This window comes from Amycolatopsis sp. H20-H5, assembly GCF_035828755.1.
In the GTDB taxonomy this organism is placed as follows: Bacteria; Actinomycetota; Actinomycetes; order Mycobacteriales; family Pseudonocardiaceae; genus Amycolatopsis.
Genome location: NZ_JAYMZS010000009.1, coordinates 15,310 through 39,775, shown reverse-complemented (window position 1 = coordinate 39,775; position 24,466 = coordinate 15,310). Strand labels below are relative to the sequence as shown.

Genomic DNA, 24,466 nt, shown 5'->3' with positions numbered 1-24,466 from the left:
ACGGGACACGGGGGATGGCGAGCACACGACGGTACGGCTGCAGCGGCACAGGTCGATGAGAGCTCATCTTGGTACGCGCGTGCAACTTCTTATTTTCGGCCAAGGGCTGGCGTCCGCAGATTTTGGAAGCTACTCTCATTTGGTAGTAACTATCAATTAGGAGGGGCTATGACTTCTGGGACCGCGACGTATCCTCGTCGCTGGTGGGCGTTGGCAGCGCTCGCGGTGAGCCTGCTGACCGTCGGCCTGGACCAGACCGTGCTCAACGTGGCCGTGCCGACGCTGGCCACCGACCTCGGCGCGTCGACTACGCAACTGCAGTGGTTCGGCAGCGCGTACACGCTCGCGCTCGCTTCGCTGCTCCTGCCCGCGGGCCTGCTCGGCGACCGATACGGGCCGAAGAAGCTGCTGCTCGGCGCGCTCGCTCTGTTCGGACTGGCCTCGCTGGCCTGCGCGTATTCGGATTCGCCCGGCACGCTGATCGCGGCCAGGGTGGCGCTCGGCGTCGGCGCGGCGTTCCTCATCCCGCTGTCGATGTCGTTGCTCAACATCCTGTTCGCCCCGGAGGAACGTTCGCGCGCACTCACCGTCTGGGTGATGGCGACCTTCCTCGGCATTCCGCTCGGACCGGTGCTCGGCGGCTGGCTGCTGGACCATTTCTCGTGGGGCTCGGTGTTCCTGATCAACGTCCCGCTCGTGCTGGTCGGCCTGTTCGCGGTGGGTTTCCTGGTCCCGCTCACCCGTGGTTCGGGGACGGGGCGGATCGACGTCGCCGGGATCGCCCTGTCCAGTGCCGGGCTGGTCGCGCTGACGTACGGGTTCGTCCGGGCGGGCGGCGACGGCTGGGGCAGCACGGGCGCCTGGCTGATGATCACCGTCGGCGCCGCCCTGCTCGCGGCGTTCGCCCGGTGGCAGACGCGGGCGGCGAACCCGCTCACCGACCTCGTGTTGTTCCGCTCGCCCACGTTCGTGTGGAGCGCGGTACTGGCCACGATCTCGTCATTCGCGCTGATGGGCCTGCTGTTCGTGCTGCCTCAGCTGTTCCAGGCGGTCGAAGGGGCCAACGCGCTGGGCACCGGGCTCCGACTGCTCCCGCTGATCGGCGGGATGCTCGTCGCGTCGAAGGCCGCCGAACCGCTCAGCGCGGCCGCGGGCGTGAAGCGGACGGTCGTGCTCGGGTTCACGCTGCTCGCCGGCGGACTGGTCTGGGGTGCGTCGACGGCCGTCGGCGACGGTTACGGCACGACGGTGCTCTGGGAAGTCGTGATCGGCTTGGGTACCGGGCTCACCCTGCCGCCGCTGATGGCGCAGGCCATGGGCGTGCTTACCCAGGGCCGCGCCGGTGCGGGTTCGGCCCTCATCCAGGCGTTGCGGCAGGTCGGCGGCACGATCGGGGTGGCGATCCTCGGCACCGTGCTCAACGCCGGTTACCGCGCCGGGCTCGACACGAGCGGGTTGCCGCCGCAGGTCGCGGAGGTCGCGCGCGGCAGTGCCTCGGCGGCCGTCGCCGTTGCCCGTGAACTGAGTTCACAGCCATTACTGCTGAACGCTCGGTTGTCATTTGTGAGCGGAATGGACGCGACCTTGTGGACCTGCGCCGGGATCGCCGCGGCAGGCGCGGCACTCGCGGCCATGTTCCTGTCGAGCCGGGCGGCGGGGTTGGTGGCCGGGCGGCCACAATCGGAGCATGACGTCGTCAGCATCTGACCGGCCCGCCGGGCTGCGGGAGCGGAAGAAGGCCAAGACGCGTGCCGCTGTCCAGCGGCACGCGTTGCGGCTGTTCGGCGAGCAGGGCTACGCGGCGACGACGGTCGACCAGATCGCCGCCGCCGCGGAGATCTCGCCGAGCACGTTCTTCCGGTACTTCCCCAGCAAAGAGGCGACGGTCGTCTATGACGAGCTCGACCCCGTGCTGATGCGTGCGGCGAAAGCCCAGCCGCCCGAGCTCAGCGCCACCGCGGCCCTGCGCGCGACCCTGCGGGAGGTGTTCGGCGGCCTCTCGCCGGAGGCCTGGGAGCGCGAACGCGAGCGTCAGCTGCTCGTGTTCAACGAGCCGGAACTGCGTGCCGCGGTCATGGAGCAGTACGTGGCCGGGATCCAGCTGCTCGCCGACGTCGCCGCGGAACGGGCGGGCCGCTCGCCGGACGACTTCGAGGTGCGCAACTGGGCCGGTGCGGTGGTCGGCGTGCTGATGTCGGCGTTCCTGTCCTCGGGCGGTTCCGAGGTGGCCGACCACATGCAGCTGCTCGACGACGCCTTCGCGCACCTGGAGGCCGGACTCCCGCTGTGAGCCCGGGGAATCCGGCTGAGTCCTTTTCTTGAGCCATTCCGGAAAGCGGTCACGCCGTCTTTTCGGGCGCCGCCGGTTAACCCGACTGGCGGTAGAGCTGTGGGTGACCCGCCCGTCCGGAGCAGTCGCGACACGCGGTCCGACGGAGTGATGGGGATAAACAATTGCCGATTACCCCGATATGGGTGACCTTGACGTACTTTCGGGTTTTCCGATCACCGATGGTGATCAATGGCGGGGGTGATGATGATCTTCCGGGGTATGGGCAAGCCCGGCGGGTTAATCAATTGCGGGATAGTTCGGAAGTATCGAATTCGGCACGTAAGGGTTAGAAATGTGTTCCAACAGGTGATCGGCTGGTGGTTCTCCGACACGGGGAGTACCGATTAGAACCGTTAGGTCCCATGAGGCCAGGAGGTTAGGTATGAAAGGCAACATTGCCCGAACGATTGCCGCGGTAGCCGCAGGCAGTCTGCTGGCGGTGGCCTCGGGCGGCATGGCCGCGGCGAGTCCGGCCGGCGGACACGGGTCCTCGGCCACCCAGGCGGTCGCCGCCCAGGTGCTCCAGATGCGCGACGACCTGACCAAGGTGGCTTACGCCGGAGACGTCGCGAAGACCCAGTCCGCGCTCAACACGATGAGCCCCGTGCTGGCCGATCTCGCCGCGGGCAAGCGCTACACGATCCAGGCGGAAACTCAGGCCAGGGCGGTCGACTCCCAGGATCGGGCCGATGAATCCTCCCGCCTCATCGCCGATCCGACGGCCACCCCGCGGCAGCTGCCGCCCCTGCCACTGCCCGCGCTGCCGGACCTGCCCGGCCCCTTGAAGGTCGTCAGTGACCTGCTGAAGACCCTGCTGGTCGCGGTGACCGGCCTGGTTTCCGGCCTGCTGGGCGGCCTTCCGGTACCGGGCCTGCCGGTGCCCGGTCTGCCTGTCCCCGTACCGATCCCGGTGCCTGCGCACTAGCCCAGGACCAACCATCGGGGGGAACCGGAATCCGGTGTGGACATTTCTCCACACCGGATTCCGGCTGTCCGGGGTCGCTATTTGCTCAGGCCGAGCCGCAGTGCACCGGCGGCCTCGGCGAGCGCTTCGGTGAACCGTCGGCCGACGCCGATGAAATTGATGTACCCGTGGATCAGGTCCGGCTGGCGGCTGAGCGCCACCGGCACCCCGGCCGCCCGCAGTTTCTCCGCATAAGCCTCGCCCTCGTCGCGAAGCGGATCGAAACCGGCAGTAGCGATATACGCGGGCGGCAGTCCTGACACTTCTCCGTGCAGTGGGGAAAGGCGCGGATCCGTCAAATCTGTGCCGCGCGGAACGTAATGGTTTTCGAACCAGTCCATGTCCTTGTCGGTGAGGAAAAGGTCCTCGCCGAAAATCTCGCGTGACCGGCGCCGGGTGGAGAAATCGGTCCCCGGATAGAACAGCAGCTGGAACGCCGGGACGCCGCCACCGCGCCGGACCGCCTGCTGTGCGGTGACCGCCGCGAGGTTGCCACCCGCGCTGTCGCCGCCGACCGCGATGCGGGCGGGGTCGGCGCCCAGCTCGCTCGCCTTCGCGTAGGCGTAGTCGAAGGCCGCGATCGCGTCTTCGGTGGCGGCCGGGAACGGGTGCTCTGGCGCGAGCCGGTACTCGACCGACAGCACCCGGACACCGGCGTGCTTGGCGAGGTAGCGGGCGGTGTTGTCGTGACTGTCGCGGGTGCCGACGACCCAGCCGCCGCCGTGGAAGAACACCAGCAGGCCGGACGGCTCCGGCAGCCCGGCCGGGGTGTAGAGCGTCGAAGGGAGGTCGCCGTGCTCGGTCGGGATGGTGACCTCGCGCACCGCGATCGGCTCGATCGGCTTGCCGCTGACCAAGTGCCGGCCGGCGTCGAGCAGGGCACGCGACTGCTCGACCGACCCGTTCACCAGCGCGGCGCCGGAGAGTTTCTGCAGGCGGAGCAGGAGCTGGGCGTCAAGCGCCAGCTCCTGGCCGTCGAGCCGGACGGGTTTGCCCGCGATCGCCCGCCGGACCGGCCGGGGCAGCCAGTACAGCAGCTGGGAGACCGCGGCTTGGACCCGGATCTGGAGCGGTATCGCCATTGATTCCTCCTGGTGGCCTGATGCGCCCCTGACGTTACTAGCGAGTAGGTACCTGGTCCAGCGGGCGTCCGGTGTGACCGAGGACTCCGTCCCAAATCCTGGTCCTCCACTTAACTGGAGGGGTTAACCTCGACGACGTGACTTCACCCCAAGCGGTCAACGTGCTCGGTATCGGCGGCTCCCTGCGTGAGGGCTCCCAATCGGAGCGCGCGCTGCGGATCGCCATCGAGGGCGCGGCCGAACTCGGCGTCACGACCGAACTGATCTCCGGGCCCGAGCTGGTGCTGCCGTTCTACGACACCGCGCTCGCCGACCGCGACGAGCGCGCGCTGCGGCTGATCGAGGGCATCCGCCGGGCCGACGGGATCATCGTCGTCTCGCCCGGGTACCACGGCGCGCTGTCCGGCCTGGTCAAGAACGCCCTGGACTACGTCGAAGACCTGCGGGAGGACACCCGCCCGTACCTCGACGGCCGCGCGGTCGGCCTCGCCGCTGTCGCCTACGGCTGGCAGGCCGCGGTGACCACGCTGGACCAGCTCCGCACCATCACCCACGCGCTGCGCGGCTGGGCCACCCCGTTGGGTGGTTCCATCAACTCCGCCGAGACCAAGTTCGACGAGGCGGGCGGCGCCTCCGACGAGAAATCCGTCCGGACGCTGCGGCTGATCGGCCGCCAGGTCGCCGAGTTCGCGGTGTCGCGCGCCGGTTGACCCCCTGTGTTGGCCCGATATTCCGCGAACGTGACGCCCGCCATGAGGCGGCACGGTTCTGACCCGGCGGAACGTTGTCTCAGATGAGACGCTCGACGAAGAGTGTCCCGATCAGAAAGCAGGGCTGACAAGATGGCTGACGCGATTTACACCGCTGTGGCAACGGCTCGTGGCGATGGGCGCAACGGCGAGGTCACCTCGTCGGACGGCGTCATCGACGAGTCGCTGGCGATCCCCAAGGAAATGGGCGGCCCCGGCGGGGAGAAGACGAACCCCGAGCAGCTGTTCGCCGCGGGTTACTCCGCCTGCTTCCACAGCGCGCTGCAGCTCGTCGCGCGCCAGGCCAAGGTGAAGCTCGCCGACACCACGGTGACCGCCGAGGTCAGCGTCCTCAAGCAGGGCGCCGGATTCGGTCTCGGTGTCGCGCTGAACGTCTCCTTGCCCGGCCTCGAGCAGGCCCAGGCCGACGACCTCGTCGCGCAGGCGCACCAGGTGTGCCCCTACTCCAACGCCACCCGCGGCAACATCGAGGTCGCGCTCAGCGCGACCGTCTGACCTGTCCGCCCAGGTCCACCACGTTCTGAAAGGACATCGAAGATGGTCAACTCCCCGATCAAGAGCCCGCTGAGCGACGCCGACAAGGAGATCACCGGTAACGCCTTGCAGGCGACGCTGGTGGACCTGGTCGACCTGTCGCTGATCGCCAAGCAGGCACACTGGAACGTCATCGGCGCGAACTTCCGCAACGCGCACCTGCAGCTCGACGAGCTGGTGACCACGGCAAGGCTGTACGTCGATCAGGTCGCCGAGCGCGCCAACGCGATCGGCGTCTCGCCCAACGGCCAGGCGAAGACCGTCGTCGAGAGCTCCGGCAGCCCCGCGTTCCCGGACAACTGGCAGTCCGTCGAGTCCACGGTCGCCGCGATCGTCGACATCCTGTCCACGCTGATCGAGCGGCTGCGCAAGCGCATCGACGAGACGGACAAGAGCGACCTGGTCACCCAGGACCTCCTCATCGAGATCACCCGCGCGCTCGAAGAGGCCCACTGGATGTGGCAAGCCCAGCAGGCTGTTTAGTCTGCGCGCGCTTCCGCGATCGCGCTGCCAGGGCGCTCCTTCTCGACGGAGGGGCGCCCTGGTCTGTACGGCGCCCTGCCATCGCGATCGCGGGGCCTGACGGCCGAAAGAGGCGCGCGGTGAAGTCTCCGGCGGCGCTGGCGCGCCTTACGGAGACGTCGTGGTCGTTTCTCCCGAAGCGGGTTTGCGTCTGCGGCAGTACGGTCGTGGGCATGGTGCTGCACAAGGGGAAACCGAGCCGTCCGGACCGCCAAGGCGGGACGAATCCGTTGTATGCCGGGGCGAATCCGGCGTTGGCCGCCAGTCTGGTCGTGCCGCACGACAAGCTGCTCGACCACTCGCTGCCCGCCGACGCGGCGCTGCAGCTGGTGCGCGACGAGCTCATGCTCGACGGCAACGCGCGGCTCAACCTCGCCACGTTCGTGACCACGTGGATGGAGCCGCAGGCCCGCGAGCTGATGGCCGAATGCGTCGACAAGAACATGATCGACAAGGACGAGTACCCGCAGACAGCCGAACTCGAGCGGCGCTGCGTCAACATCCTCGCCAACCTGTGGCACGCCCCGGACGTCGCCGAGATCATGGGCTGTTCGACGACCGGCTCGTCCGAGGCTTGCATGCTCGCCGGCATGGCGCTGAAACGCCGCTGGTCGAAGCTCGGCCGGACGGGCAAGCCGAACCTGGTGATGGGCGCGAACGTCCAGGTCTGCTGGGAGAAGTTCTGCGAATACTGGGAGGTCGAGCCGCGGCTGGTGCCGATGGACGGTGACCGTTTCCACCTCACCGCGGCCGAGGCCGTCGCGCGGTGCGACGAGAACACGATCGGTGTCGTCGCGATCCTCGGGTCGACCTTCGACGGCAGTTACGAGCCGGTCGCCGAGATCGCCGCCGCGCTCGACGAGCTGCGGGACAGCCGCGGCTGGGACATCCCGGTCCACGTCGACGGCGCGTCCGGGGCGATGATCGCGCCGTTCCTTGATCCCGAGCTGGTCTGGGACTTCCGCCTGCCGCGGGTGGCTTCCATCAACACCTCGGGGCACAAGTACGGCCTGGTCTATCCCGGTGTCGGGTGGGTGATCTGGCGGGACAAGGCCGCGCTGCCCGAGGAACTGGTGTTCAACGTCAACTACCTGGGCGGGGACATGCCCACCTTCGCGCTGAACTTCTCGAGGCCGGGCGCCGAGGTCGCCGCGCAGTACTACACCTTCGTGCGACTCGGGACGGAAGGCTTCCGGGCCGTTCAGCAGGCGTCGCGGGACGTCGCCGTGCACCTCGCCGAGGGCATCGCGGACCTGGGGCCGTTCGAGCTGATCACCCGGGGTGACCAGCTGCCGGTTTTCGCGTTCACCGTCAAGAACGACGTCACCGCTTTCGACGTCTTCGACGTTTCCCGGCGGCTCCGCGAGCGGGGCTGGCTGGTGCCCGCGTACACGTTCCCCGAGAACCGGACGGACCTGGCGGTGCTGCGGATCGTCGTGCGCAACGGGTTCACGCACGATCTCGCGGACTTGCTGCTCGCCGATCTGCGGCGCGCGCTGCCCGATCTCGAGGGACAGGAAAAGCCCGCCGCGCACGATTCCGGCGTCGCGACGGCCTTCCACCACTAACGGCCCTCCCCCCCCCCCGCGCCCGAAGGCCCCTGAAGGCCACCTTCACGGCGTAAAACGCCGTGAAGGTGGCCTTCAGGGGCAGTCAGGCCGAACGTGAAACCTGGGCGGCGCCGAGGCAGTCAGGACCAGTCGGCACGCTCGTACTGGGGTTGCCACTGCGCTTTCGCGGACAGGGCGTGGGCGGCGCGCAGGGGCCAGTGCGGGTCGCGGAGCAGCTCGCGGGCCAGGAACACCGCGTCGGCGGTGCCCGAGGCGATGATGTCCTCCGCCTGGGCCGGATCGGTGATCATGCCGACCGCGGCAGTCGGGATTCCGGACTCTTCGCGGATCTGGCGGGCGAAGGGGGCCTGGTAGCCGGGGCCGACGGGGATGTCCGGGTGCGGGGTGTTGCCGCCCGAGGACGCGTCGATCAGGTCCACGCCGCTGTCCTTCAGGAGCTTCGACAGCCGGACCGAGTCTTCGATCTGCCAGCCGTCTTCGGTCCAGTCGCTCGCCGAAATACGGGCGAACAACGGCATCGCCTCACCGATCTCGGCGCGGACGGCCTCGGCGATTTCCACCGCCAGGCGGGTCCGGCCCTCGAAGATGCCGCCGTAGGCGTCGGTGCGGGAGTTCGACAGCGGGGAGTAGAACTGGTGGACCAGGTAGCCGTGACCGAAGTGGAGCTCGACGACGTCGAACCCCGCGGTGATCGCGCGGCGCGCGGACGCGGCGAACCGGGCGGGAAGCTGGGCGACGTCGTCCTCGGACAGGGGCCGGGCCGGGGCGTAGTACCCGAACGGCCTGCTGTCGGGGCCGACCGATTCCCAGCCACCTTCGTCGGCCGGGACCGTGCCGCTGCTACCGCCCCACGGGCGGAAAGTCGAGGCTTTGCGGCCAGCGTGGGCCAGCTGAATGCCGACCTTGGTGCCGCGGGCGTGGACGAAATCGGTGATCCGGCGCCAGGCAGTGACCTGCTCGTCGTTCCAGAGACCGGCGTCCTGCGGGCTGATGCGCCCGTCCGGCGTCACCGCGCTGGCCTCGGTCAGCACGAGCCCGGCGCCACCCGCGGCGAACTGGCCGAGGTGCATCAGGTGCCAGTCGTTCGGCAGTCCGTCGGTGGAGGAGTACTGACACATGGGCGAGACCCAGACGCGGTTCGAAAAAGTCAGTTCGCGCAGGGTGATCTGTTCGAATAGTCGGCTCACGATGGTCACAGCGCCCTCGTCGGCGTGGATCTTCCCGATGGTGCGCTGGGCCACGCGAGATGCCGACCTCCCGTACCGGCGGGTAACGTCGCTGCCATGGGTGTCGCCGCTGATGAACGTCGTGCGTTGAGTGTGCTCTTCGAAGAGGTCGGGCCGGACGCGCCGACCCTGTGCGAAGGCTGGCGGACTCGCGATCTCGCCGCGCACCTGCTGGTCCGTGAGCACCGCCTTGACGCCGCGCCCGGCATCATGGTGCCCGCGCTCGCCCCGCATACGCAGCGGGTGCAGGACAAGTACGCGGCGCGGCCGTGGACCGAGCTGGTCGCGCAGGTCCGGTCCGGGCCCGCGTGGTTCTGGCCGACGACGATCGGTCCGCTCGACGAGCTGACGAACGGCCCGGAGTTCCTGGTCCACCACGAGGACGTGCGCCGGGCGCAGCCGGGTTGGGAGCCGCGCGAGGCCGATCCGGTGCGGGACGCGACGGCGTGGAAGTCGGCCCGTCAGGCGGCTCGGCTGAACCTGCGGAAGTCACCCGTCGGTGTGAACCTGAGGACCCCGGACGGCCAGGAGGCCACGGTCAAGGCGGGCCCCGACGCGGTGACCATCGTGGGTGAGCCGGTGGAGCTGCTGCTGTTCCTGTTCGGTCGCGACGCTGTGCGGGTCACGTTCGAAGGCGACCCGGCGGCGGTCGAGCGCTTGCGCGCGCTCAACCGCGGGCTCTAGCTCGAGCGGCCCGGTCACTGACTCTCCATAGCGGGCGCGCCGCCACCGAATTCCCGTGAGCCGTTACTTTCGGTTGTCCCGTCCCACCGCCCCAGGAGTGACCATGCCGATGATCAGCGTCTCCATGTTCCCCGGCCGCACGCCCGAGCAGAAGCGCGAGCTGGTCCGCGAGGTGACCGACGCGTTCGTCCGCACTTGCGGCGGCAAGCCCGAGGGCGTCTGGGTGACCATCACCGAGGTCCCCGCAGAGCACTGGGCCACCGGCGGCACCCTGTTCTCGGACCGCTGACACCGCCCGCCGCGCGCACCCCACCCCCCACCCGCCCTGGGGGGCTGCCCCGCTCCACTCTACCGGCCCCGAAGCCCGGTAAGGCCTGTTCAGCGCTTTTTCGACACAGTTGTCCACAAGTGTATGAACCTGTGGACAACTGTGTCGCGTTCCAAGCCTCTGAAGGCCACCTTGAGGGACTTAGAGTCCCTCAAGGTGGCCTTCAGAGGCGGTCGAGCGGCCGAGTCGAGTGGGGCTGGAGGCGTCAGCGCAGGCCGAGGGCGCGCAGGGCGAAGTACACCTCGATGGAGGACTGCTTGATCGTCTCGGCGATCACCAGCGAGCCGTGGCCCGCGTCGTAGCGGTAGAACTCGTACGGCAGGTCGCGCTTGGCGAGCCGGTCGAGGTAGTTTTCGATCTGCCGGATCGGGCAGCGGGGGTCGTTGTCGCCCGCGAGCACCAGCACCGGCGCCGCGACCGCGTCCACGTACGTGATCGGTGAGCATTCCTGGTACACGGCGGGCACCGTCTCGGGTGAGCCGCCGAACAGTGCGCGGTCGAACGAGCGCAGTTGCTCCATCTCGTCCTCGTAGGCGGAGACGTAGTCCGCCACCGGCACCCCGGCCACGCCCGCCGCCCAGCGCGCGGGCTGCGTGCCCAGCGCCAGCAGAGAGAGGTAGCCGCCCCAGGAAGCGCCGTTCACCACGCATTTCTCCGGGTCTGCGAGTCCACTTTGGACAGCCCAGTCGTGCACCGAAGCGACGTCTTCGAGCTCCGTCAGGCCGGGACGGCCCTCGATCGCGTCGCGCCAGGCCGAGCCGTAGCCCGTTGAGCCGCGGTAGTTCACCTCGACCACCGCGAACCCGGCGTCGAGCCAGGTCGCGCGGTAGGCGGAGAAACGGTCCTCGTCCGCCGCGTGCGGGCCCCCGTGCAGCGAGAACACCGTCGGCAGCGGGCCATCGGGGGCGTCCAGCGGCCGCGAGACCAGCGCGTGGATCTGCCCGCCGACGCCCTCGACGAACGCGTCGGTGACCGGGGCGGACTCCGGCGCGCGCTCGCCCGGCGGGGTCAGCAGCACGGTGTCGCCGCCGTCCTGCGTGCGGACGCGCACCGCGGCGGGCTGCGCCGCGCTCGACCACGAGTACTCGACCGTGCCGTCGGGGCGGACGCCCGCGCCGCCGATCCGGCCGGCCGGTGTGTCCAAAGAGGACAATTCGGCCGTCGACAGGTCGTAGCGGTGCAACGAGCTCCGGCCCTGGTGGAAGTGCACGACCAGAAGCGCGCTGCCGTCGGGGTACCAGTCCGCGACGACCTCGCCGGGCAGGTCGAGCTCGATCTCGCGCTCCGTGTCGGCGGCGACGTCCCAGATCAGCAGTTCCTCGCGGCCGCGCCGCTCGTGCAGGACCAGCAGCCGCTGGTCACCGGCGACGGGCGAAAACTCCAGGGCGCCCAGCCCCTTGCCCTCCCCGTCCCATTTGTCCGCTACGGTCGCGAATCCCTCGGTGGACACCACGCGCAGCGCGGGGTGACGTGAGTCACCGTGTTCGGAGTGCGAGATCGTCAGCAAGGTCTCGTCCCGCGACATCGACGCGATCGACGCGTCGTCGGCGTGGGTATAAAAACGCTGTGTCTCGCCGTCGAGGTGCGCGAAAAGCTCGCTGCCGTCGTCGGTCGACACGCCGATCGCGATTACCCGCGAGCCGATCTCGAGACCGGCGGGGTAGCCGTCGTGGACGTCGGGCAGCGCCTTCTCCGGTTCTGTGCCCTCCGCGCGGCCGCCGAACGGTTCCCGCACCCACGAGCCGAATTCGTCGCCGTCGGTGTCGCTGAACCACCAGATCGACTCGCCGCCGGGCGCGGCCGTCGCGTGCAGGGTGCCGTTGGGTCGATCGGTGACCCGGCGGTGCTTGTCGCTGGTCCTGTCCCACGCGTAGACCTCCCACACGCCGCTGGCGTTCGAGACGTAGACGCATGCTTCGGGGGCGTCGCGGGCCCAGTCCGGGACCGACAGGCGAGCCGCGTGGAAGCGCGCACGCCACCGGGACTCGGCCTTCTCGTCGTCGAAAAGCCGCTCGGGGACGACCGCGGACGGATATTTGTTGCCTGGCTGCGTGCTCACCCCTCGATCCTGCCATCTCCGAGCCGTACTGTGTGCGGGGTGCTGGAGGGTTACGCGCCGGGATTCGCGCGGGATGCGGTTTCGATGATGGCCGCGCGACAGGCGGCGGAGCGAGCGGTGTTCGCGCAGCCGCTTTTCGTACCCGGGATGTGGGTGGTCGACGTCGGCTGCGGCCCCGGCTCGATCACGCTGGGCCTGGCCCCCGGCTCACGGGTGCTCGGGGTCGACCGCGACGCGGGCCAGGTCGAGCTGGCCCGAACGGCGGCCCGCCGAGCCGGAGCATCCACAGTGGACTTCATGGCCGCCTCGATCTACGCCCTCCCGATAGCCGACGCCACCATGGACGTAGCCTTCGCCCACGCCCTTTTCGAACACCTGGCGAACCCCGCAGCCGCACTGAAAGAACTCCGCCGAGTCCTGAAACCGGGCGGCACCCTTGCTCTGTCCACATCAGACTGGAGCAGAGCCAGACTGCGCCCCAAAACAGCCAACGTCGACGCGGCCCTCCGAGGTCACTATCTCCTCCGCCGCAGAGCGGGCGGCAATCCCTTCGCAGGCAAGCACATCGCAGACCAAGTAACCGCCGCAGGCTTCACCAACCTCCACACCAGAACCCGTTACCGCCAGGACCTCACCTACCGAGAACTGGCAAAGTACATAGAAGACCGCCTGGTAGAGGCCCTAAACACCCCAGGCCCCGAAGCCGACCGAGACCAACTGGCCTCCGCAGCCCGCTCAGCCTGGACCTGGACCCGAGGCACCGACGGCGACTTCACCCAATGCTGGACCGAACTAACAGCCACAACAGCAACAGCAACAACGACAACAACAACCTAAAAGCGCAACCCGCCCCCACGAGGGGGCAAGGGGCAAAGCCCCAAAAAAACCCGCCAAGAGCCCAACCAGAGCCAGACACCCAACCCGCCCACAACTGGGGGTCCAGGGGGGCGAAGCCCCGCCTGGCGGGGGTCTGGGGGTTCGACCCCCAGGAAACGAAAAGGGAGATCCGCATCTGCGATTTCCGCAGATACAGATCTCCCTGATCTTCCGTCGGGGTGGCGGGATTCGAACCCACGACCTCCTCGACCCGAACGAGGCACGCTACCAAGCTGCGCCACACCCCGATGTATCACTTACTGGGCCGACGTGAACTCTACCGGACGGTGTTTCGGGCTTTGCGTTGGGCTGGCTTCTGGGTGCCGGGGGTGCCGGATCCGCGCGGGACCAGCGTCAACAGGCTCGCTTCTGGCGGGCAGGCGAAGCGGGCGGGGGCGTAGGGCGAGGTGCCGAGTCCGGCGGAGACGTGCAGCCACATGCGGGCTCCCCAGCGGGAGGCGCCGCGGGCGCGGGAGCGGTCGAGCTCGCAGTTGGTGACGACGGCGCCGTAGCCGGGGATGCGGAGCTGGCCGCCGTGGGTGTGGCCGGCGAGAACGAGGTCGTAGCCGTCGGTGGCGAAGGTGTCGAGGACGCGTGGTTCGGGGGAGTGGCTGAGCCCGATGCGGACGGTCGCGGTGTGATCGGCGGGGCCGGAGATGTCGGCGTAGCGGTCGCGGTGCAGGTGGGGGTCGTCGACGCCGGCGGCGAACACGTCCTGTCCGGCGACCTCGATGGTGCGGCGGACGTGGGTGAGGTCGGTCCAGCCGTGCTCGACGAAGGCCGCGCGCAGGTCGCGCCAGGGGAGTTGGACGCCGAGGATCTTCTTTTTCTTGCCGCGCGGCATGAGGTAGCGCGCGGGGTTCTTCGGCTTGGGCGCGTAGTAGTCGTTGCTGCCGAAGATGAACAGGCCGGGCCGGTCGAGCAGCGGGCCGAGGGCGCGGATGACCGACGGGACGGCCTGGTGGTGTGAGAGGTTGTCGCCGGTGTTGACGACGAGGTCCGGGTTGAGCTCGTTGAGCGCGCAGACCCAGCGTTGCTTCGCCTTGTGGCTGGGCAGCATGTGCAGGTCGGAGATGTGCAGGATGGTGAACGGCCGGGAGCCGGGCGCGAGGACCGGGAGTTCGGCCGTGCGCAGGGTCCAGTGGTGGCGTTCGATGCCGACGGCGTAACCGAGTGTCGCGGCGCCGAGCGCCACGGTCCCCAGCGCGAGGCGCTTGACCGTGGCCCCGGACGTGCTTGTGTTACTGAGCGTGCTCACAAGGTCCAGGATACGTGCTCGACGGTGGGATGACTTCGCCCCCATTCCGGGGAACCCGCGGCACCGCGTTCAGCCGGTCCGACGACGGGTTTCCCGCCGCGAGCCGGGCGAGAACGACGACGGTTTGTCTTGATTCCGATCCGGGTCGCTCCGACGTTCGAGGACCTGACCGGTACGAAAGCGCTCTTCGGGAACCCCTGCGGGCGGGTGAAAATGCTTCCCGATTACGCCGACCGGTCCAGGCTGTCACAGCCTGGACCGGTCTGAACGTCTCCTCATCGCAGAATCGACGCGGGGTGGCTACCGCGGTGCGCCACCCGTGTACTTCGGATCCGCTTCCGGCAGCCCAGGGGCGTCCTGCCCGGCCATGATGTTCGTCATCGCGCCGAACCAGGTCCTGGCGGGCGCCTTGCCGCCGAAGATGTTCCCGCTCGGGCAAAGCCGGACATTGCCCTGGCCGGCGTCGCAGATACCGCCCTTGCCGCCGCCGAACTTGAACGTCATCGCCGCTCCGGCCAGCTGCGGGGTGCCGCCGACGAAGGTGGCCGACACGTTGTCGTTCGTCGTTCCGGTCTTGCCGATGATCGGCCGGTTCCAGCCCACGGCCTGGGCCGCCTTCGCCGAGGTGCCACCGCCCTGGTCGTCCTTGCTCAGCCCGACGGCCAGCGTGTTCGTCAGTTCCGCCGGGACGACCTGCTCACAGGCGGCCTCGGTGATCGCGTGCGGCTTGCCACCGCGATCGGTGATCCCGCCGATCGGCGTCGGCGGGCACCAGACCCCGCCGCTGAGGATCGTCGCCGCGACGTTGCCGAGCTCGAGGCCGCTCAGCGGGCTGAAGCCCAGGGTGAACGCGCCGAAGCCGGGACTCTTCGAGGTCGGGCCATAGGCCTGCGCCTGCGACTGGCTCTTCGCCGCCTCGTCGGACTTCGGGTCGACCGTGCCGCCGCTGATCGTGCTCGACATCGTCTCCCGCATGCCCAGCTTGTTCGCCATGTCGATACCGGGGCCGGTGCTGCCGAGCCTGTCCTCCAGCTCGACGAACGCGGTGTTCGGCGAGGTGGCCAGCGCTTCCTGGACGCTCGTCGCGCCGCCGAAACCGCTGTAGTCGCCCGCGTTGCCGACGCAGTACCAGTTCGAGTTGAGCGGTGGACCGGTCTTGGGGCAGCTCTTCGGGCCACCGGAGAACACGTGCGAGGTGTAGTTGGGTGGCACGTCGACGCTGCTGTAGATCCCCGCGACGCCCTTGTCCAGCGCGGCCGCGGTGGTGAAGATCTTGTACGTCGACCCGGCGCCGCCGGTGTTGTAGACCCCGGACGGCAGCGTGTAGAGCGTCTGCCCCTTGGACTGGTCCTGCCCGAAGTCACGGTTGGCCGCCAGCGCGACGACCACGTGTTTGTCCTTGCCGGGTCTGACCAGCGAAAGAGTGTTGGCGATGTAGGGCTGCGTCTTGTCGACCTGCGCCTCGGCGGAGATCTTCGCCTCGTGGTTCGCCTTCTCGTCGAGGGTCGTCTTGATCGTGTAGCCGCCGGTGTACAAGTCGTCCTGCGACATCCCGGCCTTGAGCAGGTAGTCCTCGACGTACTGGCAGAAGAAGCCGGCTTCGGTGCCCGCGCCGACGCAGTTCGCGGCCGGTTTCTGGGGGCCGTCGGGTACGACGCCGAGGGGCTCGGCCTTGAACCGTTCCGCGTCGGCCTTGGCGAGCTTGAGGTTGTCGACCATCCGGTCCATCACCAGGTTGCGGCGGTCGGTCGCCTTCTTCGGGTACTTCCACGGGTCGTTGTTGATCGGGTTGTTCACCAGGCCCGCGAGCAGGGCGGCCTGCGGCACGGTCAGCTTCTCCGTGGTCGTGTTGAAGTAAGCCTGTGCGGCCGCGCCGATGCCGAAGATCTGCCGCGAGAACTCGACGACGTTGAGGTAGCCGGCGAGGATCTGCGGCTTGGTCAGCTTGGTCTCGAGCTGGATCGCGATCCGGGCTTCCTTGAGCTTCCGGGCGACCGACTGCTCCTTGGCCTTCTCCTGGCCGGACTTGTTGTCGCGGTAGACGACGTTGATCAGGTAGTTCTTCACGTACTGCTGGGTCAGCGTCGAGGCGCCCTGGGTGTCGCCGCCGGTGCCGTTGCTGACCGCGGCCCGGAGCGTGCCCTTCCAGTCGACGCCGTGGTGTTCGTAGAAGCGCTTGTCCTCGACCGACACGAGTGCCCAGCGCGTGGCCTCGTTGATCTGCGTCTCGTTCACCGGCAGCCGGTACTGCTTGTACAGGGTGGCGATCTGCTTGCCCGCGTTGTCCGTGATCGTCGTCACCAAGGGCGGCGGGATGTCGGCCAGGTCCGAGGACGTCTTGTCCACCGTCTCGCTGGCCTGGTTCGACACGACCCCGCCGGCACCCACGATCGGGAACAACATGCCGGCGACCAGCACCCCCGCGAGCACACAAAGGCCGATGAGCTTCAGCAAAGCGTCCGTTTTGCGCACGAGGCCAGGGTACGCGGACGCTGTCAGGCTCTCGTGACGTCGCCTCCGGCGGTGGTGTTTTCGACGACAAACGCCACCCCGTGAGGTCACTTCTGGTATCGGCGGGCATTCTGGGGCTTGGCGGGGGGAACCGAGGGCCCCTACAGTCCGTCACAGTCTCGCGAAGAACAGCCAGCGGACGGGTGAGCATCGGCGACGATGTCCGGCCGGATCGCGGCACCGGCACCGGGGAGGTGTCCGGTCCACCGACGTGAGCTAGAGGGAGACACGCTCGTGGGGGAGCGAAGTGTTTTTGCGTCCCCCAATGGTGTGTCTGACACCAGGGTAGGGAGCTGGGGGCATGGAAACCAACCAGTCGAGTTGGCGGATCGACGCGTCGTGCCGAGACACCGACCCGGACGGCCTGTTCGTCCGGGGAGCGGAACAGAACAGGGCCAAGGCGGTGTGCCAGGGCTGTCCGGTACGCACGGAATGTCTCGCCGAGGCGCTCGACGGCCGGATCAACTTCGGCATCTGGGGCGGCATGACGGAACGGGAACGGCGCGCGCTGCTGCGCCGTCGTCCTGACGTCGTGAGCTGGTCGGACCTGCTGGAAGCGGCCAAGCGGCGCTTCTGCGGGGCCGACGAGGAAGAAGAGCAGGAAGCACGCGTCGGCTGACTCGCGGGTGGCGCGGCCGGTGAGCACCGGCCGCGCCGCTCACGAGACCTTGGCCAGCCTGCTGCCGATGTCGCGCAGTCCTTCGAGGTCGTGGACGTCGCTGGGCAGGGCGGGTACCCGCACGAGCGGGACTTCGGGATGCCCGCGGGTGAATCGCGCGAGCAGCCTGTTCTCTCGCTCGTTCAGCGCGACCCTGTCGGCGTGCAGCCGCAGCACGGCTGTGGCGAGCGGGGCGCTCGTCTCGCCTTTCTCCAGTGCGTCGGCGGCGGCCAGTGCTTCGCCTGCCGAAAGCGAGGCGAGCACCGGGTGGGTGCGGTTCGCCACCAGCCCGGCCAGCGGCATCGACTCGTCGGACAGCCGTTCCACGAAGTAGGCCGCCTCACGCAGCGCATCCGGCTCTGGCGCGGCGACCACGAGGAACGACGTCCCGCTGGAGCGCAGCAGCTCGGCCGTCTTGCGGGCCCGTTCGCGGAAGCCGCCGAACATGCTGTCGAAGGCCTGCATGAACGCCGACGCGTCGGCGAGCAACTGGCCGCCGATGATCGTCGAAACGGCCTTCGCGAACAGCGAGACCCCGGCGGTGACGACCTTGCGCAGGCCCCAGCCGCCTGCCTTGGCGGGGCCGGTGAGCAGCTTGATCATCCGGCCGTCGAGCGCGCTCGAAAGCCGCGTCGGCGCGTCGAGGAAGTCCAAAGCGGACCGGCTCGGCGGGGTGTCGACGATGATCAGGTCCCAGTCGCCCGACGCCGCGAGCTGGCCGAGCTTCTCCATCGCCATGTACTCCTGCGTACCGGAGAACGAGGTGGAAATGGTCTGGTAGAAGGGATTCTGCAGCAGCTGGTCGGCCCGCTCCGGCCCGGCGTGCACGCGCACCATGTCGTCGAACGTGCGGCGCATGTCCAGCATCATCGCCCACAGCTCGCCCTTGGGCTCGAAGCCGTCGACGATGACCTGCCGCGGGTGATTGCCCAGCTCCCGCAGGCCCAGCGCCTGCGCCAGCCGCCGCGCGGGGTCGATGGTGAGCACCACGGTCTGGCGGCCGCGTTCGGCCGCGCGCAGGGCGAGCGCCGCCGCGGTGGTCGTCTTGCCGACGCCGCCGGAACCGCAGCAGACGATGACGCGGCTTTCCGGGTCGTCGATCAGCGCGTCCAGGTCGAGCGAAGGGTCCTGCGCCGCGTCCGCACGGGTGGAGTCCATCACCGCACCCCCTGTTCGGTCAGTGCTTCGGCGAGGTCGTAGAGCGAGGGGACGTCGACGCCGTCGGTGAGGTCGGGCAGCTCCAGCGTCGGCAGGTCGGCTTCGGCCAGCTGTTCTCGCGCGCATTGCTCGGCGGCGACGCGGACGGCGTGCTCCACGGTCTCCTCGACCAGCGCTTCGAGTGTCTCGTCGGGCAGCTTCAGCCCGGCCGACGCCAGCCCGGCGCGGACGCGCGAAGCGTCGACACGGCCGTCAGCGGCGGAGGACACCGAGCGGGCGGGGAGCCGGGGCGGGCGTACGCGGTTGACCAGCACCGCGCCTGGGCGCAGGTCCGCGCCGTCGAGCTCGGCGACGGCCTCGACCGTCTCGCGGACCGGCATCTCCTCCAGCAGCGTGACCAGGTGCACGGCCGTCTCGCCGGAGTGCAGGAGCCGGACCACACCGTCGGCCTGGCCGCGGATCGGGCCGGTCTTCGCGAGGTCGGTGAGCGCCTTGGTGACGTCGAGGAACTTGACCACCCGGCCGGTCGGCGGGGAGTCGACGACGACCGCGTCGTAGGTGTGGCGGCCGTCGGATTCCGTCCGGCCGACGCACTCCTTGATCTTGCCGGTGAGCAGCACGTCCCGCAGTCCCGGCGCGAGTGTGGTGGCGAACTCGATCGCACCCATCCGCCGCAGCGTGCGACCGGCGAAGCCCAGGTTGTAGAACATTTCGAAGTACTCGAGCAGCGCCGCTTCGACGTCGATGTGCAGCGCGCGCAGCTCGCCCCCGCCGGGGACGGCCGCGATGCGCTGCTCGGCGTAGGGCAGCGGCTCGGTGTCGAAGAGCTGCGCCATGCCCTGGCGGCCCTCGACCTCGATCACCAGCACGCGGCGCCCGCCACGGGCCAGCGCCAGGCCGAGCGCCGCGGCGAGCGTGGTCTTGCCGACGCCGCCCTTGCCCGTGACGAAATGCAGCCGTGCTCGGGCGAGTTCGTCGGTCCAGCCGGCGGGTCCTGTCGTCACCTGTTCACCCTAATTGAGGCGTCAGCTGGCCAGCAGCATGACGCTGAGCGCAGCCGCGACCGTTCCGACGATTACCCAGGTCAGGACCCCTGGTAGCACCGTGAGCATCACCACAGCCAGCACCACGAGGATGGTGAACGTCACTGCGCCGGTAATCGCGACCTGCCCGGAACTGCCCGTCCGGTCGCGCGCCTTGGCCATCACGACGAGCACGAGCGGCAGTCCGGCGACCGCCAGCAGCACCGTCGCGAACACCCGCCAGCTCTCCACGCCACCCACGTTAGCGGCCTCTGAAGGCCACCATGAGGGACCTAGAGTCCCTCATGGTGGCCTTCAGGGACTGTTGCGTCAGCTGCCGAGCGGACCGGCGGGGACGCAGGGGACCGGCTTGGTGTGGGCCGGGTCCAGTGCGTTGAGGACGTGGCCCGCCGCGTTGCGGTCCGCCGCGAGGCCCACGTGCTCGGAGAAGTCCAGTGCGCAGGTGTCCTGCAGGACGATGTTGCGCACGTTCGGGCCGGAGCCGAGGCCGTTCGTGTAGGGCACCACGGCTTCGTCGTACCGGGTCAGGATGTTCGTGTACTCGACGCCCGGCTGGAAGATGCCGCTGCCGCTGTTCATGTCGTTATTGTAGTCCGAGCCCTGGAGGAACTGGCGGCACGAGCCGCAAGCGGGGTCGAGCGCGCCGTCGATCAGCGGGTTCAGGTTCAGCACCTTCGCGAGGTCGTACAGGTGCGAGACGCCGAAGAGCGTCGTGCCCTTCCACAGTGGGGTCAGGCTGACGTACTTCGCCACTTTCGCCGCCCCGCCGAGGTTCTTGACGTAGTAGCTCGGCATCACGGTGCCTTCGGAGTGGCCGAGAATGTCCACTTTGGACGCTCCGGTCGCGGCGAGCACCCTGTCGATGAACAGGGAGAGTTCGTGCGCGCTCTGCTGCATCTGGACCAGGCCGCCGGGCTGGTAGATCGGCATCGGCGTGCCGGGAACGCCATAGGTCAGCGAGAAGACGCAGTAGCCGTTGTTCTTGAGCAGCGGCGAATACGTCTGCCAGTTGACGGTCTGGTTGGCGCCGAGGCCGTGGGTGAGCACCACCGGTTCCGGATGGGCGGCGCTGGGCCTGCAGGAGAAGTCGTTGGCGCCGGGCGGCGCGCCGCCGGGGTTCGCGAGCTGGGCGGGGACGGCCGCGAGCAGGGTCCACGGGACGGGCAGGTTCGCCGTCGCGTTCGCCGCCGGGACGCAGATCAGGGCGAGGGCGGCAGCCAGGACGGCGGCCGCGAGGGACTTCGTTGTCCGCATCGGGTACTCCCTAACTACTGACGAGTAGGTGTGAAGTGAACCACAATGTGGTCAGGATCGCTATCAGTTCACCGGATTAGCCCATCCGGCCCAGTGGGACGGCACGGGACCGGCCTGGCGCGCGCCGGATCGAGCGCGTTGAGCACGTGCCCGAGCGCGTTCGGGTCGACGACGAGGCTGCCGTGCTCGCTCTCGTCCGCCGCGCAGGTGTCCTGCAGGACGACGTTGGTCACGTCCGGCCCGTTCAGCAGGCCGCTGGTGTACGGCACGATGTTGCGGTCGTGGGTGGTGACGATGTTCGTGTAGCGGATGCCCGGCACGCGGATCCCGTCCGCGCGCAGCCGCTCCAGCAGCGGCGAGCCGGTGAGCACCTGCGTGCACGCGGCGCAGTTCGTGAGCAGGCGGGTGAGCCCGTCGAGGCCGAGCAGGCGCAGCAGGCCGACGAGGTCCGCGGCCAGCGCGACGTCGGTGCCGTTCCACAGTGGCGCGAGGCTCACGTACCGGTTGATCTTGGTGCGGCCGCCGAGGAACTTCGCGTAGTACGTCGGCAGCAGCGTCCCCTGCGAGTACCCCACGATGTCGGCCTTGGGCCGTCCGGTGGCGCGGAGGACCTTGCCGGTGAACGTCGCGAGCTCGCGAGAACTGTCCTCGATCCGCGTCAGCCCGCCGACCGCGTCCGGCCCGGTCGACGCGCCCGGCAGGACGCCGTAGGTGAGCGAAAACACGCAGTACCCGCGCGAGGCGAGCATCGGGCCGAGCTCACGCCAGGTGGATTCCTTGTTGTCGCTGGTGCCGTGCACGAGCACGACCGGCACCGGATGCGCCTCGCCCGTGCGGCAGGACCAGTCGTTGACGCTGGTCCGCGCGTCGGCGGGGGTCGCGGCGAGCAAGCCAACGAGGAGGGCGAATGTGGTCACCAGGATTGTTTGTTTCAGTCGCACTGTGACCTCCCCCCAGCTGACTTCCCCGAGCTGACTTCCCCGAGCTGACCTCCCCCAGCTGACTGCCCCCAGCTGTGAACGTGTGGGGACCGAGCATGCGCGACAGGCTCGGGTGTCGGCCAGGCCACATCGGGGTGAAGTGATCGTTCAGTGTGGTTACCCCGGGTAGTTTTCGAGACGATTTGTCCTCACTCCGGATCACTTGGTTACGCTCCCGCGTATGAGCGCCACCAAATGGGAGTACTCGACCGTCCCCCTGCTGATCCACGCCACCAAGCAGATCCTCGACCAGTGGGGCGAGGATGGCTGGGAACTGGTCACCGTGCTGCCGAACCCGACGGGCGAGCAGCACGTGGCGTACCTCAAGCGGCCCAAGAACTGAAGGATCTGACTGATGACCTGGAGCGCCCGGCTCGCTGAGCTCGGTATCGAACTGCCCGCCGTCGCCGCGCCGCTGGCGGCCTACGTGCCCGCCACACGCAGCGGTGAATACGTCTACACGTCCGGCCAGCTGCCGTTCGTCGGCGGCGAACTCGCCGCGACCGGCAAGGTCGGCGCCGAGGTCAGCCCCGAAGAGGCCAAGCAGCACGCCCGCACGTCCGCGCTCAACGCGCTGGCCGCGGTGCACGCGCTCGTCGGGATCGACAACGTGGTCCGGGTGGTCAAGGTCGTCGGGTTCGTGGCGTCCGCGGAGGGCTTCACCGGTCAGCCCGCGGTGGTCAACGGCGCGTCCGAGCTGTTCGGCGAGGTCTTCGGCGACGCGGGCGTGCATGCCCGCTCGGCTGTCGGCGTCGCGGAGCTGCCGATCGGGGCGCCGGTGGAGGTCGAGGTAATCGTGGAGGTCAAGTGATGGATCCCGACATCGAGCAGTCCTTGCATGAACTGCTGCTCAGGCTCGCCGGCCGCCTGCCGGACCAGCTGCTGTGGCGGTTCCGCGACTGGCTCGGCGAAGGCGCCATGGGCACCCTCGCGCGCACCCTGCCCAGGTCTTTGCTTAAGCACAGGATCGATCTCGATCAAACGGAGTATCGCCTGCTCGTGGCGGGGCTCATTCCGCATGGCGCCGATTGGCATCAGGTCAGTTCGACCCTCGGGGTAGACGACGTCACCGAGACGGGGTACACATTCACGCAGAGTGCGCCCGAATGGGTGAACTCCGTCGACTCTGTGTCCGTGTTGATTCACGCAACGTTGCGTGGTCGACCCGATGTGGGTGAAGTGCGGCAGAGCTGGCGGCATCTCGGCTTTTCAGGCGGGGGTGCTGCTGGTGCGGGTGGGACGAAGCGTGTGCTCCTCGTGACTGCGCTGTCCGGGTTGCCGAGGCTGGCCGGGGAGCTACAGCGCGTGTTGCGCGTACTGGGTGACGAGGAACCCAGCGTCGAAGTCCTTCCGCCGCGTTTCGATCTGTCCGGTTACCACCGGGCCGCGCTGGCCAGTTCCGAGCTGGTCTGCACGGGAGCCACGGACACCGGTAATCGGCTGGTTGCCGCTTAGCGCTCGCTCCGCCAGGCGAGCTGGGAGGAGAGCAATGGTGGAGGTCCACGACGGCCCGCCTATGGACGGGTTTTCGGTACCCCTGCGACTGCACAACCTGTTGCTGGCCCTGGCGGGCCGCATCGACGACAGCGCGCTCACCGAATCGCGGGAGCTCATCGCCCGCGCACACATCGACGAAGCCGTCGAGCTCACGACCGGCACGCTCATCGCGGGCCGGATCTCCGTGAGCTCGGCCGAGCAGCGTGAGCTCGCGCTGGTGCTGGAGATGAGCCGGTCCGACGCCACGCTGGCGAACGAGCTGCTCGTCGACGAGTCCGAGCACGAGCTGACCCACCGGTTCACCGGGGAGAATCAGCCCGAGTTCGGCCTGGCCGAGGCGCTCGACCGCACCCTTCAGGTGCTGCCGGACGTCCGCTCGGTGCACGCCGTGTGGCGCAACACCCCGGCTGGCAGCGTCCCCGGCTCACTGCCGCAGCGGGTCGTGCTCGTCGAGATCGGTCCCGAGGGCAATCCGCCCGCGGTCGCCTTCCGGGTCGACACCGCCCTGCGCCGGGCGGGCATCCGCTCGGTCGTCGAGGTCAGTGGCCCTGGCGTCGCGCGGTCGGCGTACCACCAGGCCGCCTCGGCCGCCGCGGGTCCGGTCTGGGTGACCGGCAGCCCGCACACCGAGTACCGGCCCGAGCCGATCATCCCGTCACCGTCCACGGAGACGGCGCCGATCACGGCGCCGACCAGCAGGCATGGCATCCGCCCGGTGCCCGCGGCTGCCGAGCAGCCGATGGCCCCGGTCGTGCCGATCGTCCAGCCGCCGATGCCGCAGCTGCCCCCGCCCGCCGCCCAGCAGGCGCCGGAGCAAGAGCAGCCGCGCAAGTCGCGGTCGGAGACGCGGGCCGAGCGCACCGCCGACCTGACCCCGGCCGAGGTCGCCCAGCTGCGCCAGGCGCTGGCCGAGGATCCGGAGCGCGGTCGCGAGATCGCGTCGGGCAAGCCGAGCATGCACGAGGTCGTCGAGCTGCCCGCGCTGGATCTGGACGATCCCAGCCTCAGCGAGCGTGATCGCGCGCTGCTGCGTGAGCTGCACGCCGAACTCGCCGAGCGCGAGCGGGCCGAGGCCGCGAAGATCCGTCTCAACGGCGCTTCTCGCAGCGGCGAGCAGCGCGGCTGGTAGGACCAATCCGCAACTTGTCGACGCATCGTG

At 69.1% G+C, this 24,466-nt stretch carries 25 protein-coding genes and 1 tRNA gene; 15 read left to right on the top strand and 11 right to left on the bottom strand.

The window, feature by feature from the left end; all coding sequences use genetic code 11:
• Nucleotides 1-168: 168 nt before the first annotated feature.
• From QMK34_RS07145 to QMK34_RS07135, 3 genes are all read left to right on the top strand, one after another.
• Nucleotides 169-1,707, top strand: coding sequence for a DHA2 family efflux MFS transporter permease subunit (locus tag QMK34_RS07145; protein WP_326412797.1), 1,539 nt, complete (start codon nucleotides 169-171; stop codon nucleotides 1,705-1,707).
• Nucleotides 1,688-2,290 carry an acyl-CoA-like ligand-binding transcription factor gene (locus tag QMK34_RS07140; protein WP_326412795.1) on the top strand — a complete coding sequence of 201 codons (603 nt, stop codon included), beginning with the start codon at nucleotides 1,688-1,690 and terminating at the stop codon, nucleotides 2,288-2,290. The genes QMK34_RS07145 and QMK34_RS07140 overlap by 20 nt, the downstream gene beginning before the upstream one ends.
• A 424-nt stretch (nucleotides 2,291-2,714) precedes the next feature.
• Nucleotides 2,715-3,257, top strand: a complete 543-nt coding sequence (locus tag QMK34_RS07135) for a hypothetical protein (protein ID WP_326412793.1) — start codon at nucleotides 2,715-2,717, stop codon at nucleotides 3,255-3,257.
• A 77-nt stretch (nucleotides 3,258-3,334) separates the two neighbouring features.
• Here the strand turns inward: QMK34_RS07135 and QMK34_RS07130 are convergent, their stop codons facing one another.
• A complete protein-coding gene (locus QMK34_RS07130) occupies nucleotides 3,335-4,378 on the bottom strand; it encodes an alpha/beta hydrolase (RefSeq protein WP_326412791.1) in 1,044 nt (347 codons plus the stop codon).
• A 137-nt stretch (nucleotides 4,379-4,515) separates the two neighbouring features.
• Between QMK34_RS07130 and QMK34_RS07125 the strand changes: the two genes are divergently transcribed.
• From QMK34_RS07125 to QMK34_RS07110, 4 genes are all read left to right on the top strand, one after another.
• Nucleotides 4,516-5,088, top strand: a complete 573-nt coding sequence (locus QMK34_RS07125) for an NADPH-dependent FMN reductase (protein WP_326412789.1) — start codon at nucleotides 4,516-4,518, stop codon at nucleotides 5,086-5,088.
• Between the two features lie 132 nt (nucleotides 5,089-5,220).
• Nucleotides 5,221-5,643: an organic hydroperoxide resistance protein gene (locus QMK34_RS07120; protein ID WP_326412787.1), complete on the top strand. Its 423-nt coding sequence runs from the start codon at nucleotides 5,221-5,223 to the stop codon at nucleotides 5,641-5,643.
• Between the two features lie 42 nt (nucleotides 5,644-5,685).
• Nucleotides 5,686-6,165: a Dps family protein gene (locus tag QMK34_RS07115; RefSeq protein WP_326412785.1), complete on the top strand. Its 480-nt coding sequence runs from the start codon at nucleotides 5,686-5,688 to the stop codon at nucleotides 6,163-6,165.
• Nucleotides 6,166-6,377: 212 nt separating this feature from the next.
• The gene (locus QMK34_RS07110; RefSeq protein WP_326412783.1) at nucleotides 6,378-7,772 is read left to right on the top strand and encodes a glutamate decarboxylase; all 1,395 of its coding nucleotides are present in this window, start codon (nucleotides 6,378-6,380) and stop codon (nucleotides 7,770-7,772) included.
• Nucleotides 7,773-7,894: 122 nt separating this feature from the next.
• Here the strand turns inward: QMK34_RS07110 and QMK34_RS07105 are convergent, their stop codons facing one another.
• Nucleotides 7,895-9,016: an NADH:flavin oxidoreductase/NADH oxidase gene (locus QMK34_RS07105; protein ID WP_326412781.1), complete on the bottom strand. Its 1,122-nt coding sequence runs from the start codon at nucleotides 9,014-9,016 to the stop codon at nucleotides 7,895-7,897.
• A 42-nt stretch (nucleotides 9,017-9,058) separates the two neighbouring features.
• Between QMK34_RS07105 and QMK34_RS07100 the strand changes: the two genes are divergently transcribed.
• The gene (locus QMK34_RS07100; RefSeq protein ID WP_326412779.1) at nucleotides 9,059-9,685 is read left to right on the top strand and encodes a TIGR03085 family metal-binding protein; all 627 of its coding nucleotides are present in this window, start codon (nucleotides 9,059-9,061) and stop codon (nucleotides 9,683-9,685) included.
• A 103-nt stretch (nucleotides 9,686-9,788) separates the two neighbouring features.
• Nucleotides 9,789-9,974, top strand: a complete 186-nt coding sequence (locus QMK34_RS07095) for a 2-hydroxymuconate tautomerase (RefSeq protein WP_326412777.1) — start codon at nucleotides 9,789-9,791, stop codon at nucleotides 9,972-9,974.
• A 244-nt stretch (nucleotides 9,975-10,218) separates the two neighbouring features.
• On the opposite strand, the gene QMK34_RS07090 is transcribed toward QMK34_RS07095, so the two are convergent.
• Nucleotides 10,219-12,072, bottom strand: coding sequence for a S9 family peptidase (locus tag QMK34_RS07090; RefSeq protein ID WP_326412775.1), 1,854 nt, complete (start codon nucleotides 12,070-12,072; stop codon nucleotides 10,219-10,221).
• A 39-nt stretch (nucleotides 12,073-12,111) separates the two neighbouring features.
• Between QMK34_RS07090 and QMK34_RS07085 the strand changes: the two genes are divergently transcribed.
• Nucleotides 12,112-12,909 carry a class I SAM-dependent methyltransferase gene (locus tag QMK34_RS07085; RefSeq protein WP_326412773.1) on the top strand — a complete coding sequence of 266 codons (798 nt, stop codon included), beginning with the start codon at nucleotides 12,112-12,114 and terminating at the stop codon, nucleotides 12,907-12,909.
• A gap of 213 nt (nucleotides 12,910-13,122) precedes the next feature.
• Here the strand turns inward: QMK34_RS07085 and QMK34_RS07080 are convergent.
• From QMK34_RS07080 to QMK34_RS07070, 3 genes are all read right to left on the bottom strand, one after another.
• Nucleotides 13,123-13,196: transfer RNA gene (locus tag QMK34_RS07080), tRNA-Pro, on the bottom strand.
• A gap of 29 nt (nucleotides 13,197-13,225) precedes the next feature.
• A complete protein-coding gene (locus QMK34_RS07075; protein WP_326412771.1) occupies nucleotides 13,226-14,206 on the bottom strand; it encodes a metallophosphoesterase in 981 nt (326 codons plus the stop codon).
• Between the two features lie 300 nt (nucleotides 14,207-14,506).
• A complete protein-coding gene (locus QMK34_RS07070; RefSeq protein ID WP_326412769.1) occupies nucleotides 14,507-16,678 on the bottom strand; it encodes a transglycosylase domain-containing protein in 2,172 nt (723 codons plus the stop codon).
• Nucleotides 16,679-17,018: 340 nt separating this feature from the next.
• Here QMK34_RS07070 and QMK34_RS07065 point away from each other — a divergent pair, with 340 nt between their 5' ends.
• A complete protein-coding gene (locus QMK34_RS07065) occupies nucleotides 17,019-17,336 on the top strand; it encodes a WhiB family transcriptional regulator (RefSeq protein WP_326412767.1) in 318 nt (105 codons plus the stop codon).
• A gap of 39 nt (nucleotides 17,337-17,375) precedes the next feature.
• On the opposite strand, the gene QMK34_RS07060 is transcribed toward QMK34_RS07065, so the two are convergent.
• The 5 genes from QMK34_RS07060 to QMK34_RS07040 all read right to left on the bottom strand — a co-directional run bounded on the left by QMK34_RS07060 (nucleotide 17,376) and on the right by QMK34_RS07040 (nucleotide 21,747).
• Complete coding sequence (locus tag QMK34_RS07060) at nucleotides 17,376-18,533, bottom strand: ArsA family ATPase (protein WP_326412765.1); 1,158 nt, start codon at nucleotides 18,531-18,533, stop codon at nucleotides 17,376-17,378.
• A complete protein-coding gene (locus QMK34_RS07055; RefSeq protein ID WP_326412763.1) occupies nucleotides 18,533-19,537 on the bottom strand; it encodes an ArsA-related P-loop ATPase in 1,005 nt (334 codons plus the stop codon). Before QMK34_RS07055 ends, QMK34_RS07060 begins: the two co-directional genes overlap by 1 nt.
• Nucleotides 19,538-19,558: 21 nt before the next feature.
• Nucleotides 19,559-19,807: a hypothetical protein gene (locus tag QMK34_RS07050; protein WP_326412761.1), complete on the bottom strand. Its 249-nt coding sequence runs from the start codon at nucleotides 19,805-19,807 to the stop codon at nucleotides 19,559-19,561.
• Between the two features lie 78 nt (nucleotides 19,808-19,885).
• Complete coding sequence (locus QMK34_RS07045; protein WP_326412759.1) at nucleotides 19,886-20,830, bottom strand: esterase/lipase family protein; 945 nt, start codon at nucleotides 20,828-20,830, stop codon at nucleotides 19,886-19,888.
• A 68-nt stretch (nucleotides 20,831-20,898) separates the two neighbouring features.
• Entirely contained in the window at nucleotides 20,899-21,747 is an 849-nt protein-coding gene (locus QMK34_RS07040) for an esterase/lipase family protein (protein WP_326412757.1), read from the bottom strand.
• Between the two features lie 244 nt (nucleotides 21,748-21,991).
• Between QMK34_RS07040 and QMK34_RS07035 the strand changes: the two genes are divergently transcribed.
• Genes QMK34_RS07035 through QMK34_RS07020 form a run of 4 tightly spaced genes read left to right on the top strand, consistent with a single transcriptional unit; the run spans nucleotide 21,992 to nucleotide 24,436 of the window.
• Nucleotides 21,992-22,153 carry a hypothetical protein gene (locus QMK34_RS07035; protein WP_326412755.1) on the top strand — a complete coding sequence of 54 codons (162 nt, stop codon included), beginning with the start codon at nucleotides 21,992-21,994 and terminating at the stop codon, nucleotides 22,151-22,153.
• Nucleotides 22,154-22,165: 12 nt separating this feature from the next.
• The gene (locus tag QMK34_RS07030) at nucleotides 22,166-22,621 is read left to right on the top strand and encodes a RidA family protein (protein WP_326412753.1); all 456 of its coding nucleotides are present in this window, start codon (nucleotides 22,166-22,168) and stop codon (nucleotides 22,619-22,621) included.
• On the top strand, nucleotides 22,621-23,265 hold the full coding sequence (locus tag QMK34_RS07025; RefSeq protein WP_326412751.1) for a hypothetical protein: 645 nt from the start codon (nucleotides 22,621-22,623) through the stop codon (nucleotides 23,263-23,265). The genes QMK34_RS07030 and QMK34_RS07025 overlap by 1 nt, the downstream gene beginning before the upstream one ends.
• 34 nt (nucleotides 23,266-23,299) lie before the next feature.
• Entirely contained in the window at nucleotides 23,300-24,436 is a 1,137-nt protein-coding gene (locus QMK34_RS07020) for a hypothetical protein (protein ID WP_326412749.1), read from the top strand.
• The last annotated feature ends 30 nt before the right edge of the window (nucleotides 24,437-24,466 follow it).